Source organism: Bacillus lumedeiriae (genome assembly GCF_044891285.1).
GTDB lineage: Bacteria > Bacillota > Bacilli > Bacillales > Domibacillaceae > Pseudobacillus > Pseudobacillus lumedeiriae.
Window position 1 is genome coordinate 1 of sequence record NZ_JAUIYO010000001.1, and the last position, 15,021, is coordinate 15,021.

The 15,021-nt window shown below is 40.2% G+C and carries 16 protein-coding genes and 1 pseudogene; 6 read left to right on the top strand and 11 right to left on the bottom strand.

Features of this window, described 5'->3' with window-relative positions; genetic code table 11:
• The first annotated feature begins 214 nt into the window (after positions 1 to 214).
• Positions 215 to 1,948 carry an amidohydrolase gene (locus tag QYG89_RS00005; RefSeq protein ID WP_404313583.1) on the top strand — a complete coding sequence of 578 codons (1,734 nt, stop codon included), beginning with the start codon at positions 215 to 217 and terminating at the stop codon, positions 1,946 to 1,948.
• On the opposite strand, the gene QYG89_RS00010 is transcribed toward QYG89_RS00005, so the two are convergent.
• Both QYG89_RS00010 and QYG89_RS00015 read right to left on the bottom strand, forming a co-directional pair.
• A complete protein-coding gene (locus tag QYG89_RS00010; protein ID WP_404313584.1) occupies positions 1,945 to 2,067 on the bottom strand; it encodes a hypothetical protein in 123 nt (40 codons plus the stop codon). The genes QYG89_RS00005 and QYG89_RS00010 overlap by 4 nt on opposite strands.
• Before the next feature lie 101 nt (positions 2,068 to 2,168).
• Positions 2,169 to 2,255 (bottom strand): annotated as a pseudogene (locus tag QYG89_RS00015) (recombinase family protein); the annotation flags it as partial.
• Between the two features lie 305 nt (positions 2,256 to 2,560).
• On the opposite strand from QYG89_RS00015, the gene QYG89_RS00020 reads away from it, so the two are divergent.
• A complete protein-coding gene (locus tag QYG89_RS00020; RefSeq protein ID WP_404313585.1) occupies positions 2,561 to 3,805 on the top strand; it encodes an MFS transporter in 1,245 nt (414 codons plus the stop codon).
• Between the two features lie 60 nt (positions 3,806 to 3,865).
• On the top strand, positions 3,866 to 5,272 hold the full coding sequence (locus QYG89_RS00025) for a M20 family metallopeptidase (RefSeq protein ID WP_404313586.1): 1,407 nt from the start codon (positions 3,866 to 3,868) through the stop codon (positions 5,270 to 5,272).
• A gap of 104 nt (positions 5,273 to 5,376) precedes the next feature.
• Here the strand turns inward: QYG89_RS00025 and QYG89_RS00030 are convergent, their stop codons facing one another.
• A complete protein-coding gene (locus QYG89_RS00030) occupies positions 5,377 to 6,669 on the bottom strand; it encodes a helix-turn-helix domain-containing protein (RefSeq protein ID WP_404313587.1) in 1,293 nt (430 codons plus the stop codon).
• A gap of 379 nt (positions 6,670 to 7,048) precedes the next feature.
• On the opposite strand from QYG89_RS00030, the gene QYG89_RS00035 reads away from it, so the two are divergent.
• Positions 7,049 to 7,276 carry a hypothetical protein gene (locus QYG89_RS00035; RefSeq protein ID WP_404313588.1) on the top strand — a complete coding sequence of 76 codons (228 nt, stop codon included), beginning with the start codon at positions 7,049 to 7,051 and terminating at the stop codon, positions 7,274 to 7,276.
• 327 nt (positions 7,277 to 7,603) lie between these two features.
• Here QYG89_RS00035 and QYG89_RS00040 read toward each other — a convergent pair whose 3' ends face one another.
• Positions 7,604 to 8,404: a hypothetical protein gene (locus QYG89_RS00040; RefSeq protein WP_404313589.1), complete on the bottom strand. Its 801-nt coding sequence runs from the start codon at positions 8,402 to 8,404 to the stop codon at positions 7,604 to 7,606.
• Complete coding sequence (locus tag QYG89_RS00045; RefSeq protein ID WP_404313590.1) at positions 8,401 to 9,285, bottom strand: hypothetical protein; 885 nt, start codon at positions 9,283 to 9,285, stop codon at positions 8,401 to 8,403. Before QYG89_RS00045 ends, QYG89_RS00040 begins: the two co-directional genes overlap by 4 nt.
• A 332-nt stretch (positions 9,286 to 9,617) precedes the next feature.
• Here QYG89_RS00045 and QYG89_RS00050 point away from each other — a divergent pair, with 332 nt between their 5' ends.
• Positions 9,618 to 10,181: a hypothetical protein gene (locus QYG89_RS00050; protein WP_404313591.1), complete on the top strand. Its 564-nt coding sequence runs from the start codon at positions 9,618 to 9,620 to the stop codon at positions 10,179 to 10,181.
• Between the two features lie 61 nt (positions 10,182 to 10,242).
• Here the strand turns inward: QYG89_RS00050 and cobT are convergent, their stop codons facing one another.
• Positions 10,243 to 11,304 (bottom strand): nicotinate-nucleotide--dimethylbenzimidazole phosphoribosyltransferase, encoded by a 1,062-nt coding sequence (gene cobT, locus QYG89_RS00055; RefSeq protein ID WP_404313592.1) that lies wholly within the window; start codon positions 11,302 to 11,304, stop codon positions 10,243 to 10,245.
• Positions 11,273 to 11,887, bottom strand: coding sequence for a histidine phosphatase family protein (locus QYG89_RS00060; RefSeq protein ID WP_404313593.1), 615 nt, complete (start codon positions 11,885 to 11,887; stop codon positions 11,273 to 11,275). The genes cobT and QYG89_RS00060 overlap by 32 nt, the downstream gene beginning before the upstream one ends.
• Before the next feature lie 230 nt (positions 11,888 to 12,117).
• Here QYG89_RS00060 and QYG89_RS00065 point away from each other — a divergent pair, with 230 nt between their 5' ends.
• Positions 12,118 to 12,573, top strand: a complete 456-nt coding sequence (locus tag QYG89_RS00065; RefSeq protein WP_404313594.1) for a DinB family protein — start codon at positions 12,118 to 12,120, stop codon at positions 12,571 to 12,573.
• Positions 12,574 to 12,639: 66 nt separating this feature from the next.
• Here QYG89_RS00065 and QYG89_RS00070 read toward each other — a convergent pair whose 3' ends face one another.
• The 4 genes from QYG89_RS00070 to QYG89_RS00085 all read right to left on the bottom strand — a co-directional run bounded on the left by QYG89_RS00070 (position 12,640) and on the right by QYG89_RS00085 (position 15,019).
• A complete protein-coding gene (locus QYG89_RS00070) occupies positions 12,640 to 12,909 on the bottom strand; it encodes a YiaA/YiaB family inner membrane protein (protein WP_404313595.1) in 270 nt (89 codons plus the stop codon).
• 195 nt (positions 12,910 to 13,104) lie between these two features.
• On the bottom strand, positions 13,105 to 13,929 hold the full coding sequence (locus QYG89_RS00075; RefSeq protein WP_404313596.1) for an energy-coupling factor ABC transporter ATP-binding protein: 825 nt from the start codon (positions 13,927 to 13,929) through the stop codon (positions 13,105 to 13,107).
• 23 nt (positions 13,930 to 13,952) lie between these two features.
• Positions 13,953 to 14,729, bottom strand: coding sequence for a cobalt ECF transporter T component CbiQ (gene cbiQ, locus QYG89_RS00080; protein WP_404313597.1), 777 nt, complete (start codon positions 14,727 to 14,729; stop codon positions 13,953 to 13,955).
• Positions 14,726 to 15,019 carry an energy-coupling factor ABC transporter substrate-binding protein gene (locus tag QYG89_RS00085; RefSeq protein ID WP_404313598.1) on the bottom strand — a complete coding sequence of 98 codons (294 nt, stop codon included), beginning with the start codon at positions 15,017 to 15,019 and terminating at the stop codon, positions 14,726 to 14,728. The genes cbiQ and QYG89_RS00085 overlap by 4 nt, the downstream gene beginning before the upstream one ends.
• Between the last annotated feature and the right edge of the window lie 2 nt (positions 15,020 to 15,021).

Consider the following 15,021-nt stretch of genomic DNA (forward strand, 5'->3'; position numbering starts at 1 on the left):
TATAGCCTCATGAAATATTCTGAATATTCAATGTAATATATTTACAACTGGTACTGACATCATGATGTTTATGAAACTTTTTTAACACCATTTAGTAGGGGGTGATCTCTTTCTAGTTGTTTGAATGAAATATTTCTTAGAACCTCATCAGTGTATATGACATAAATCAAGGGGTGTTATGGAAAGGATCTTAAATCAGAAAAGGGGTTTTTTCTTGAAAAGAAACTTTTTAAGTAAAAGAAATTTGTTTATCTTTTCCCTAGTTTTTGCGCTTGCATTAGTAGGCTTTTCTTCAGGTACACTTCCAGGCCATCTTGATCCTCTCGCATCTGATACTGTTTACTTTAACGGAAAAGTTATCACCATGGATAAAGATGCTGCTATTGCCGAAGCCGTAGCAGTCAAGGACGGAAAAATCATTGCTGTTGGTTCAAATAAGGAAATTAGCAAGTTAAAGGGACGGCAAACGAAAGTCGTTGATTTAAAGAATAAAGTGATACTGCCGGGATTCTATGATGCCCACAGTCATTTTCCAAGCTCCGGAATGGATGGAACTGTTCAAGTTAATTTAAATAGCCCACCGGTAGGTCCTATTAAAAATATTGATGATCTGATCATTGCCTTGAAAGATCGAGCGATGGAAACCCATGAAGGTGAATGGATACTCGGGCGAGGGTACGATCAGACACTTTTAGTGGAAGGACGTCACCCGACACGTGAAGATCTGGATAAGGTATCGACGGAGTACCCAATCTATATCGGACATACTTCCGGACATTTAGCGGTAGCTAATAGTGCTGCACTTAAATTGGCAGGAATTACAAAAGAGACTCCTAATCCACCGGGCGGGGTAATCGTAAAGGACCCTAAGACAGGAGAACCGACTGGAGTATTAGAGGAATCTGCTAAAGGTCTTGTAAGCAAGCATATCCCTGTTGTTACAGAAGAGGAAAATCTTGCATCGTTTAAAAAGGCCGTCCAGGATTATATCTCAAAAGGTGTAACGACCTCGATTATAGCTGGAGCAAATAAACAGGGTCTTATTGATTTACAAAGATATCAAAAGCAAGGTTTGCTTCCGTTAAGGGTTACAGCCATGGGTGCTGGGTTTGGCGGCGCTATAACCTCTGGTGAATTAGGCGGTTTTGTAACAGGTTTCGGTAGTGATATGTTGAAGATTGGCCCTGTGAAGCTATCTCATGATGGATCCATTCAAGGGTACACCGGTTATTTAAGTAAACCATATCATGTGCCTCCTGGAGATGATACAAATTATCGGGGATATCCGGCGACAAGTCGTGAGGAATTAACGAAGCGAGTAATAGAATTGCATAAGGCTGGATATCAAGTTGCGATTCATGGTAACGGAGACGCAGCAATTGATGATATTCTTTACGCCTTCCGTACTGCCCAGGAGAAGTATCCGCGTAAAGATACCAGACATCGTATTGAGCATGCTCAAATGGCTAGATTAGATCAATTGGATGAAATGAAAAAACTGGGTGTTACACCATCATATTTTGTTTCCCATACCTTCTTTTGGGGCGATCAGCACAGGGATATATTCATGGGGCCTGAACGAGCTTCTATGATGAGTCCTCTTAAATCGTCCATTGATCGTGGTATTAAATTTAGCATTCACCTTGATTCTCACATTACCCCAATGGACCCGCTGCAGGCAGTATGGTCTGCTGTTAACCGGACTTCGAGAAGCGGCAAGGTGATCGGTCCAGCGCAAAGAATCACACCATTAGAGGCACTTCGCGCAGTAACAAGTGATGCAGCATGGCAAAACTTCGAAGAAAATGAAAAAGGCTCAATCGAAAAAGGAAAATTTGCAGACTTTGTTATTTTGGAAGAAAATCCGTTAACAATTGACCCTATAAAAATTAAAGAAATCAAAGTACTTAAGACAATTGTGAACGATAAAGTTATCTACGAAAATTAAATTGAGGATAGAATACACGGGGACGGTTCTACTGCTTCATTCACTTGCTGGTGAAGCACAAGAACCGTCTCTTTGCTTCCTGCACAGCCCTCACTGCTGTCATTTCCCCTGCTTTCCATTGATGGTATACTTCTTTAGCCCCTTCCGTTACCCGAACCTTTAGCCGACCAAAAGCCACACCATTTTCAGAGCAACATCAATCCCCTCATATTGCCGCGCTCCCTTTCGCCTTCATGGCTACAAGTTGCCGCCCTTCACTTTGATCTTTGCTGCTGACTCGTATGTATCTAAATTTTCGAACGTCCATTTTTATCTCCCTCATTCGGTTCCTTTTTCTATAATTCTACTAAAAACCGTTCGTAAAAGTATATTTTTGCGAACGACAATGAGCAAATATACTTTTAAAATCAATAATTTTCGAATGTAAAAACTTGGACTTCGCCGCCCTTACAATGAATCTCAAATTTTTCTATTTAAAATATTCAATAATCTATTGCGAATCGCTAATATTCCGTATAAAATTATGGTCATGACCTTTATTAACCGTAAATAAAAGGAGGAACAAAACGTATTTAATTGCATTGTTTAATTTAAAGAAAGCGAGTGATACCCATGGTTCATGCACAAATAAGCAAAGGTAAACGTAACTTTATTTTTTCACTACTATTTTTAGGTTGGCTTGTTGATTCATTAACGTTGTTCGGTATGAATGTCGCAATCATACCTATTAGTAAAGAATTGCACCTATCACAAACACAGAGCGGCATGGTAATTAGCAGTTTTTGGTTAAGCAGTGCGTGTATGACCCTGCTTGCGGGATGGATTTCGGACAAGTTTGGTTCTAGAAAAGTTATTGTCATAGCCGTTTTCATTATCTCTCTATTTTCGCTGTTAACAGGTATGGCCGGATCATTTTTAACAATTTTAGCGATCCGATTTATTCTTGGATTAGGAGATGGAGGATTGCCTACAGGCAGTGGCGTGGCTATTACGGAGATTTATAAAAGAGAGGTTCGCGCAAGAGCTAAATCGTTTTTATTTGCTGGTCAGTTAATCGGCGGTGTGTTGGCTTTATACGCAGCTGGTTTAATTGCCGATACTTGGGGCTGGCGTGTTATGTTTTATATTGTAGGCGGGATCGGTCTCATTGTCACACTACTATTATTTAAATATTACAACCCTCCAAAGGTCGTCAACACAACAAAAGATGGTGATAGCCTTCCAAAAATTCCAATGAAAGACTTATATCGAAGTAAGCTTCTATGGACCATTGTCATTATGTATTTTTGTTCAAGTGTTGTGCATTGGGGTTTCTCTTCATGGCTGCCTTCCTATTTGGAGCAAACACGTGGTTTAAACTTAAAAACAGTTGGTTCTCTTGCGATGATTCCACAAGCCTTTGGTTTGTTGGCAGCTCTTTTAACAGGCTATCTAATTGATAAATCTTTAGCAGGCAAAGAGAAGATTATTATCTTAATTGGTGCGGTTATTTCAGGACTTTGTTTATTTTTAATGTTTAAGGCACCCTCTATTCAAGTGGCTATTGCTTATCAAAGTATTTTTTCTATTGGAGATTCAGCAATTGCTATGGCTATTATAACTATTCCACTCAAATATGTATCACAAAATATCACTGGATCATTTATGGGAACGATGTACTTTGCCGGCGGGTTAGCAGGTTTTATTGCTCCGACAACGATGGGAGCACTTATAGATGCATTTAACGGATCCTTTCAAGCAGCCTTCTTCTTCCTGATTGGATCATTAGTTATCGTATTCATTGGTGCTTTAGTATTTAGATTACCGAAAAATAATACTAACATTATTGCAAGCAACGACTCAGATGTAAGCGTTTAAATCAATAAAAAGGATTGTTTACATTGAGTTGAAAAGATTACACTACAAGAGGTGAAGAACATGGACTATCGTCATCAATTATCAAAAATAATAGAAAAAAAGCGAGAAAAGCTTATTCAAATAAGTGATAAAATTTGGAGTTATGCTGAAACAGGTTTTGAAGAATTTCAATCAGCTGAATTACTCTGTAAAGCCTTAGAGGAAGAAGGATTTGCTGTTAAAAAAGGTATAGGAAATATTGATACCGCTTTCGTTGGTAGTTTTGGCAGTGGAAATCCTATTATAGCATTTTTAGGAGAATTTGATGCTCTTTCAGGCCTCAGTCAATCTGGCGGTGTTCCCCAATTTGCTCCTGAGAAAATTGGCGGAAATGGTCACGGCTGCGGCCATAACTTACTAGGAACAGGTTCACTTGCTGCCGCTATCGCCCTGCGAGACTATATGAAGGAAAATGACATTAAAGGAACGGTCCGCTATTATGGCTGTCCCGGAGAAGAAATCGGCGGCGGTAAGACGTTTATGGCAAGAGCGGGTGTGTTTGATGACGTGGATGTTGCCTTCACGTGGCACCCAGGGACAACCAATAACATCATGTCTGTGGCAACACTTGCTTGTTATGAAGTTTACTTTAAATTTAAAGGAAAAAGCGCGCACGCAGCAGCCAGCCCTCATTTAGGAAGAAGCGCTCTTGATGCGGTAGAACTAATGAATGTCGGCGTCAATTATTTACGTGAACATATTATTCCTGAAGCACGCGTTCATTGCGCGATCACAAATACTGGCGGACTTTCTCCCAATGTAGTCCAATCGGAGGCGGAAGTATTATATTTTGTGAGAGCACCAAAAGTCTCGCAAACAGAAGAAATTTATCAGCGGGTTTGCGAGATTGCTAGAGGTGCGGCTCTGATGACCGGCACCCAGGTAGAAATCGATTTGGCTTCAGCACTCTCGAATGTGATTCCGAACACAACATTAGAAAAAATAATGTATGATAATTTCTTAGCTTTAGGTGTACCAGAATATTCGGATGAGGAAGTGCAATTTGCTAAAGCGATTCGCGCCACGCTGGCAGAGGCAGACAAAAACTTTGAAGTTCAACAGAATCGAGAATTGGCAGGAAAAGATATAGCGGACATCATTAATCCATTTACATCCAATGTTTTTATGGCAGGTTCAACAGATGTGGGAGATGTGAGCTGGATTGTTCCGACCGCACAATGTATGACTGTATGCGAACCGCTCGGAACCCCCCTTCATACATGGCAAATCGTCGCTACCGGAACGACTTCTCTCGCCCATAAAGGAATGCTCCATGCAGGGAAAATTATGGCAGCAACCGCTGCCGAAGTTCTCCATCACCCGGAGATGATTGAAGAAGCAAAGCAGGAGCTTGTGGAGCGTCGTGATGGGGAAGAATACGTGTGTCCATTACCACCAGAAGTAAAGGAATATAAAGTTCGAATTTAAAAAACGGAGAGCACATTCTGAGAATGTGCTCTTTTTACAGCTACAAGCCGCAAATCAGTTATTAACTAAGCGCATTTACACGGGAATCTCATCATTTAACAATATTAAAATGGAGAAATCCTATAGACTTTTCGAGGTCTCCCGCGTGTGTGAGGCTTTTCCTCAGCAACGACCTGTGCAAATCCATTCTGCTCAAGTGTTGTTAAAATTCTACGGGCACTTCTTGGAGGTATTTGCATATATTTTGCAAGCTCATTTGCATTCAGCTTGTCACTTGAAAGCTTCTTTAGAGAAGATTTTAACTTATTTAATGTGATCACGCTAAGTGAAGTTTGTCGGCTTATCGATTCCAATTGTTTTGATGCATAGGAATATGTAAGCTGCTCTGGTTTCCCTAATGGACCTGCAATTTTTTTATTATCAAAACAAACCATCCATGTGCCTTTTGCGCATTCCTTTGCATGTAATAAAGCGTTTCCTGCATTAATTTCGGCATCATATACAGTCTGTCCAATACCAATTCCACAGGTAACTGCCTCTTTGCTAAGTTCATCAAGATTGCTGATGTCTGGTATGTGGCTGAAGTTCCCTGTTACATCCTGTAATAATCCCCTAGTGGTAAAAATAACATAGCGTCCAAATCCCGAAGGCTTAATGGATCCATGCACTTTTTTTGTATAGGATAGCAGCTTTTCCATATACTTAAGCTCAATTCTAAAAATTTCATCTGTTGAAAATGAATCTTTTTTCAATCCTAAAAAAGAATCAATTTCAATGATCTGCACAGCAATTTGAGTAGCCTTAAAATGCAGCATTTCGTAAGTGCGGAGAATGTTCGTTAATACTGCCTCGATCGCCATTGTTGAAGGAAGGCTTCGATAAGCAGGAACGCCGAGGCGGTGAAGTTCATGATCGATAGGATGGCCAGTGACAGCTGCTTTCGTCTGGCCGCTTTTCCAAAGCTCGAAATGATATGTTACCAGCCCTTCTAAACTAATCATCTCGGATTCTACAAATCTCGGTTTAGTTTTTATTCCTGCCTCTTGTAATGCATGCTCCCAGGCAGAAATATTACAAGAGTCAAAGCTAATCTCATCCACCTCAACCTGTTGTTCATATAATACTCGCAATACTGTTTTGTATAGGGTAGACCCGCTATACGTTACATAAAAAACAGGGACTTCAATCCCTTTCCAGTCCTGAACGATTTTATAAGTGATGGGGCCCGAACAAAGCCACATATCAATTTCATCTAAATGAGGCCGTACTTTTTCGATTAAGTCCTCTTCTGTTAAACATTCAAGGGATGTACAAATAAATTCCGGATATTTATTTACAACAGATTGGATAATTTCCAAGGAGTCTGACGCCCCTAAGAGTCCCAGACGAATTTTCAAGAATGCCCCTCCTCTTTCAAGTTAAACCATAAGATACTTTTTTAAAAATTTTGTTATTGTTGTTCATTAATTATATCAAAAATTCATGAAACTCGCGGTATTTTTGAAATCTAGCTGCAGAGGAGCAGAGTCAGGAAAATGTACATATGTATATCTTCAAGGGAGTTGAAATAGTAAAAGCCTCTTTAAGTGTATAGATCAACGGTTGAAGATGTTGAATTTCTTATATAAATTTGAAAGAAAATGATGCTATTTTTTAAAAAATCCCACTACTTTATTGCACAGTTTTCACGAAATATGACATACTTTTTAACCACAGAGCCTTTACAAGCACCTAATACTATTGGATACATAAGATGTATTTAAAGGAGGGATCAACATGCCGTGGCAAAATAACATTAGGCGCTTAATTGGTCAGCCTGTCGGAATCGCGTTATCTAACGGTCAAGGAACTTCAGGTATTTTATGCAATGTATCTGGAGGAAAAATTTTTGTTCTGGAATATTTGTATAGATCTCAATTTGCATTAAAACAGTATGATTATCGTATGATCCAAGATATAAATAGGTTTCCTCCTTGCCAGAATCGACAGCCGCTATATTACTAACAACGTCCCTCTATAATTAAAGAGGGATTCACTTTTTCACATTACTTACTGCGCATTTTGTATCAAGTAAGCCATGCTAAACAAACAGATTTCTTATTAAGTTCAGGGTGTTAATTAAAAAGAACACAATCCCCTGTACAAGAATTGCGCTCTATAGTTTTATTGATTAACCAACTGACGATTAAATCTACGAGGACTAGAAGCAAATCATAACCTCGATTTTCAGGATTGTTTGGTTTTAACATTCGATCAATCCAACAAATGACACGCTTTCAACCTATTTGTCTCTTCTAACAGACTCTAAGCTAAAAAGGGAAAGTTTCTTCCTTAAGAATCAGACTTCCACTGATATCGATATTGAATAGAAGCAGTACGGTCCTCTGTAAAGTTCGTCCAGCGATCCCAAATGCTTGAGTTTTCCACTTCATATTTGGACACAACAGGGACGGTCTCCCCCGCTTGTAGATAAACAGGACCAAATCTAAAAACATCCATCACTTCATTGTCGCGGTTTAAAAAGGCAATTTCCATTCGAACCCACAATCCTTGGTCCTTAAAGTTTTTAACTACTACTAAATTATCGTAGCTAGAATGTCGGCAGGATGATGAGCGTGAAAAGCAGTTTTGCTGAGAGGCAGCCAAAACTGCCGTAACCGGATTGTTTTCAGAAGGAGTAAATTCTTTAATTTGGTCTTCTGCATAATCTAAAATAACACTGTAATCATACTTTTGTCCCGCTGGCATAATGAAAATAAACATAACAAGGATATTCAAACATAAAGTGCCCATAACCAAAAAAAGCTTACCTTGGTCTGCAAACCATTTTCGAAAATGAACCCGCATGAAAAGCCCTGTCAGGATAGCGATCATGACAACAATCGCAAATAAAGCCCCCACGACGAACAACATGATTTTTATTTCTTCCCATTTCGGCAAAAACGGCAATTGGTAGACGGACCAATAATGGAAATTGAGCATGGCAGCTATTCCGTATACCACAAGCCATATAACGGCACAAATAAGCAAATGCCGAAAAAGAATCCGATAATGGCGATGTTCGATCAGTGCAAATAGAAATAGAATCATCGGGATGCTTCCAAGTATAATCAAAAAGTACGTAAAAATCATAAGCCCGCCTCCTTTTGGAAACGAAAAAGCTCATCCTTACATGAAAGCGTCAGATCTAAGACATTGATCTCCTTTGGATAAAGGCGAGAGACTACTGGATTCGTTACATTCAATAACGTTTGCTGCATCGTTTCAAAATCATTCGGGTTTGATTTCCAGCGGCTAAATAAGTAAAAGTATTCATCATGCCAATATGTATATACTTGCCAATGCAGCCAGCGCCATCTCAATCTTGTCATCATTCTTATTTGTGGAATACCAAGCTGATAGGCCTCGTGGAAAGGAAGCTTTGCAAGCTTTCGAAAAATAATAAAAGCAGAGTGCAAGCCTTTCAGAAACTGAAGCCGCTCATTTTGATTGAAAAGTTCAGTCTTTCGCCACAAAAGTAAATGGTGCTGATTCTTCCCCATCTCATCAAGTTCTCGTAATCTCTTAAAAAGGGAGACAACAAATTCTACTTCCTTGTGTTCCATTTGAACAGCTGCCAGTCCATCTTTAGATTCTTTTAAAAAAGAAAAAATTTCTAAGCACGTCTGGAATGCTTCAAACCGTTTATTTTTCTTTTGAGAAAGCGGCTGCCAGTTTTTGTTTCTTTGGGAGTTGAAAAACAAATCAGCAACCTTCAACAATGCCTGTACATCTAGTTCATATGACTGACATTGTTCAATGATCTTTAGGTTAGAAGATATGTTCATTTGATCAGCTTGATGTTCAATCAAACAGCCATAATTCTGATGTTCTTTTTCAAAAAGAAGCCATTCGAACAACTGGTCTTTTTGTTCATAAACGAAGCGCAGCTTACAATCTTCAACATTCGGTATCACCGAACGAAGCCCTTCATGTTGAAGCCGCCTTTCTAATACACCCTTCCTATCATTCATAACATGTCTCCTCAAAGCAATATACTCCGTTGATTAAATCATTTAAAACTATAGCACAAAAAACTTTGCATCATCCTGTCAATCTGAAATGACTACTATTCTACTATTTTTTATAAAGAGTGAATCTTAGTTCATTTCTTACCGGTAATCATTTCAAACAGCTCTTCCTAGTTTCCCCTATAATGGTCCATACCTCCAATTACATCATACGCCAATTCCTCTTTGTTTTTAATCCTAAAAAGGAAATATTTACCTCGAAGTAAACTTCCTTTATACTTGATTAAAGAAAAGACTTTAATTTTATAATGTTATGTGAACATGTGGAGGGAGATATGAGGAAATATCTTTTTAGAATTTTAATGGCCGTTATTGTATTTTCTTTAGTTGGATGCCAACAACATGCAGCTACAACGGTGAATCAGAATGTAGAAGAGGATATAGATGGTTTTATTGAACCAGAACCGTCTGATTGGATGAAATATAATAAGATTGTCATGACATATATGTATTACAGAACACAAGCAGTGATAAATAACGATATTCATCTTCTTTGGAATCAGTATCCAGATTTAAAGGGAGATTATGATCTTCAGAAAGGTATCAATGTAGAAAAAGATGAAGTTGAATCCTTAAATAAAGGTTTTAAATTGATAGACGCCAATTACAGTATAGAAAGTCGTGATCGAATGAAGGTAAAAGTCATAACCGACGAAGAGGTCATTGTCCTCGTTCATGGCGGTATTGGTTATTTGCGTAATGATTACATTGAGTCCGGAGGGGAGCTTTTAACAGAGATCTCCCTAAAGGTTAAAAATGGCCGCTGGACTGTTGTAAAAACGGATGAGTATACCGAACCCGAATATAAAGAATGGCTCAAGAAAAAGAACAAACAATAATTAATTGTAAAACCGCCTCTTGCACAATGGAGAGGCGGGAAATTGTTCTAACTGCTTTTTTTCATCCTTTCACATTTACTTTATCGTTTTCTTTATTCGTCACATTTGCACTTTCAAAAGTAGCCATTTCTGCTGTCATTCTCACAGCAGATTCAAGAATAGGAAAAGCGATGGCTGCCCCTGTTCCTTCTCCCAGACGCATATTCAGCTGCAAAATAGGCGATTTTTCTAAATGATTCATCGCTTTCGTATGCCCTGGTTCAGCTGAATGGTGGGATACAATCATATAATCAGACGACGCAGGAGCCAGCAGACGTGCGATGCAGGCAGAAACGGTACAAATAAAGCCATCAAGAAGAATAGGTACTCTTCTTTCTGCTGCGGCTAACATCGCGCCAGCCATTGCGGCCATTTCCAGTCCTCCTACTTTAGATAAAATATCAAGGGCATCTCGTGGATCTGGCTGTCTATTATGTACAGCTTGTTTGACGATGTCTACTTTTCGTTCATGCTGCTCTGTTGAAATCCCAGTCCCCCGGCCTACAATTTCTGCTGGATCAGCGTTTGTTAAAGTAGTTAGCACCGCGCTGCTGGCCGTCGTATTGCCGATCCCTACTTCTCCGACAATCAGACACTTAATGCCTTCATCAATCAAGCTTTTCGCTTCTTCGTAACCGACGGAAATAGCTTGCACAGCTTCTTCTTTCGTCATCGCTTCTTCATGTAAAAAGTTTGCTGTCCCTTTTCTAACCTTTTTATGTATGATGCCTTCAGTTACTATATCTGAAGCTACTCCTACATCTACTAGTTTAAACTTCGCATCGATCTGCCGGCTGAATACATTGATCGCTGCCCCGCCATTCGCCATGTTCGCTGTCATTTGCACGGTGACTTCCTGTGGAAAAGCAGAGACCCCTTCTTGTGTGATTCCGTGGTCAGCTGCAAATACAATAACGCCAGGTGGTGACACTTCTGGAAAGGGCACACCTGTCATTTCTGCTAATTTAATCGCAAATAACTCCAATTTCCCTAAACTCCCCATGGGCTTTGTTAATGTATGAATATAGTTCGTTACTTGTATACCCATCTCTTTATTTAATGGCGGCACCTGAAACTTTATCATCCTCTACTTCCCCTTTTCCTCTTAATGTATAGATCGTACAATCCCAATGCTTCCGGCTAGTTTTTTTCGCACCCGACCACCCTGCTCTTTTTAACTCGCGGGCAATCATTCGATTGAAAATCCCATGTCCTGCTACTAGCACTTGATCATATTGGGCTGCTAAATGAATTAATTGCTCACTCGCCTTTACAGCTCTTTGCTGCGCCTCTTTCATCGATTCCTTATTCCCTTTATACCCCGCCAGCCACGCACAGCGATAAAAGAATGCCCAGAAAGACGGCGGTGCTTTCATAGGAAAGAAAGACAGGGCTGCAACAGGCATTTCTGCTTCCCGAAAAAGAGAATCGGATACGATAGGAGCATGGATGTTTAACCGCTGAGCGGATTGGATGGATCGCTTCAAATTACTAGTGACAATCAGCTTTGCTTCTTGTGCTTTCTTTTTTGTCTGTTGGGGTATCGATAGTTCTTTAGTAATTCCTGCCGCATCATAATCATTGATCCATTTAGAGAATTGTGAACATGTCATCCCCATTGTATCTGTATGGCTTGACTTTCCATGTCTGATCAAAATAATTTCCATTTACAACTCTCCTCTTCCTTCTGTCAACTAAAACATTTCCCGGAAAATATTTTTTGAATATTTAGTCAAATTTGATATTATCTAATTGTAAACAAGTCCTCTTTAGGGAACTTTCAGGATGATCATAAAGATATGATTCATTACAATCTTACATATGGCAAGTCGTTAAACGGGCTTTTTTTATTTTTTCTTTTATAATAAAAGGGATCGTATAAAAGGAGGAGATGTTCGTGGCAATTTGGGAGCGTTTTGATTTCGTTCGAACAGCAACAGTGAATGCACTTGCAAATATTGATGAAAGTAAATGGGATCAACAGCCTGAAGGGTTTTCTAACACGATTAAATGGAATGCCGGACACATTTATGTATCATTAGAGACGTTATTGAAAGCAGCGGCTCCAGATTTACAAACAGACGCAGAGAAGTATGCGCCATTTTTCGGTATGGGTACGAAGCCTTCCGACTGGCCGGAAACAGTTCCTTCTAAAGAAGAAGTTATCGAGCTGCTTACCCAACAAAAAGCTCGGATTCAAGCGCATTTTGAAGGCCGCTTGTCTGATCAGCCGGCAGCTACTATTAAAATTGGCCCATTAGCATTAGAAACGATTGATGACTTGCTAAATTTTGCCCTGTTCCACGAAGGCTTGCATTTAGGTATCATTCAATCTCAAGCAAAAATCGTCTAACCGTATAGAAAGCTGACTCAAAAGGATTTCGTCCTTTTGAGTCAGCCTTCATTCTCTGCCCGATCATTAATCCACTTTTTTGGACATACCCTGTTGTCTTTCCAGCCTTTCCTGTTCGGCAATGATTTCATTATCTTCCACATTATCTCTCGTCACCTTTTGCGTCAAAATCGCGCCCACAGCCACCAAAATCATCACGGCGATGTAATAGCCTTTTTCATTGAGCTCCATATCTGCATTATAAAGACCGATACTAAACAAGAAAACTCCTGCAAAAAGCGTAAAATAGGACAACACTGTGAAGGCGGTAGTATTTCTCCGTCTGTACTTTTGCATGTTGATGACCCCCTAAAAATGAGTGCATAGTAATCCTTACGTGCCCATCTCCAAATAAAGAAGATGCACCTTGTTTATCATATCAATCTCCTTGTTAAATTGGTACCTTTTCACATATCAAACAGTTATTTACTCCTATAAACAACTGTTCACTTTTTCATAAAGATTATACATTTTATGAAGTTATTACTATTTCTATTTGTTATTTTTGATCCATTCGAGCAGTTCTTTCTTTGATGTTGGTGCTGCCACGTTTTTCTCTTTTTCTCCTCCTTGGAGAGCCGTGAATATTTCCAGCACCCAAGGCGGCTCTAAGTTACACTCCGCAAGCAGCTCTTTTTGCTGAAAAACATCTTCTGCTCTGCCTAACGCGCGCACACCTCCTTGTTGCATAATCAATACTTCATCTGCCCATTCATAAGCAAAGTTGACGTCATGTGTAGAAAGCATGATCGTTGTTTTCTCATCGTGCAGCTCTGTCAGCAGCTGCATCATTTTCTTTGTATAAAAAGGGTCCAGTCCTGCTGTTGGTTCATCAAGAATGAGCAGTTTGGGTTTCATAACGACAACGCTGGCAATGGCCGCCCGCTTTTTCTGCCCAATGCTTAAGAAGTGAGGCGGCTTATGCTGAAATTCCAACACACCTGCTGCCTCCATTGCCTCCCTCGCCGCTCGTTCGGCCCGTTCACTCGTCCATCCTAAGTTGACAGGTCCGTACATCACATCTTCACGAACAGTTGGAGAGAAAAGCTGGGTATCCGGATGTTGAAAAACGAGGCCTACTTCTCTCCTTAACTCTTGTAATTCTTTTCTTTTATACGTGAGTCGGGCCCCGTTCAATAAAATGTGACCTTCTGCCGGCTTCAGCAGGCCATTCAGATGAAGGAAAAGCGTCGACTTTCCCGCTCCATTATTGCCAAGCACGGCAATTTTTCTCCCGGGTGTAATCGTTAGTGACAAGTTGTCCAGCGCCTTCGTTCCATCTATATATTTATAACTAATGCTTTTTAATTCAATCATGACACGCCATCCTTTTTTTCCTTCTAAAAAAACACACCGATGCAGCATGAGAGGGAAAACAACAGCAAAGTGACTCCCCATATTCTAGGTCTCAACACGTAGCTATGCGTCTGTTCCCCTGCCGCATCAGCTCCCCCGCGGGCATCTACTGCCATTTGTACTTCTTTTGCTTCTCTCATTGTTTGGACGAATAAATTTGCTGTTAAAGCGGACAGCGAACGGAGGGAGGAACGCCAATGACTATAGCCGCCTCTTAACTTTTGAGCCTTATACGTTTCTTCCGCTTTCGTAATGAACACAAAAATAAACCGATACGTCACTGCAGCCAGATCAATAAACAGCGGAGGCACTCGCAGCACGTTCATGGTTAGTGCTATTCCGTGAAAAGGGGTCGTTAAAATAAAAAAATACATACAACTGACCGCCGCATAAGCAGACGAACATAAACCAGCGGCCTGTTGAACAGAAGAAAGAGAAATGTATACGAACCATCCGCCAAAGCTGCTGCTTCGAATCAGCGCTGCTGGTTCTGTTCCCGCCGGCGCGATGGAGAAAACAAGAGGGAGAATACTTAAAATAAGAAAGAGAAACGGCAGACTCAGCAGAGCGAGGTACCGCCGCCAAGGAATCCTAGCGCCCCACACAACAACTGCCCCCATCAAAAAAAATACAAAAGCAGAAACAAAAATATGTTTTAAAAACAGCACTAAAAATAAATGGGAAAAAGCAAACCATGCTTTTTCCACCGGATGAAAGCGCGAAAAACGATTGTGATGAGCATAATAATCAATTAGCATCATCCCAGACGTTCAGCCGATTTCTCTTCTAGCTTTTTTTTCATGCGGCTGGAGCCGATAAAATAACCGATAAACAATGTTCCTATCGCTGCCTGCAAGGCAAACAGCAGGCTTTCCACTTCTCCGCTCGGCGGCTCCCAAAGAGAATCAAACCACGGTGTGTAGCCAGGACTGATTTCTGTAATCGCTTCTTCTGCTTCGCCGTCCGCCCCGTTAAATTCCGCTGAATGATTGACCACGAGAGGCAGAACAGCTAAGAGAACAACGAGTGCGAGTAAAAAAATATTTTTCATTG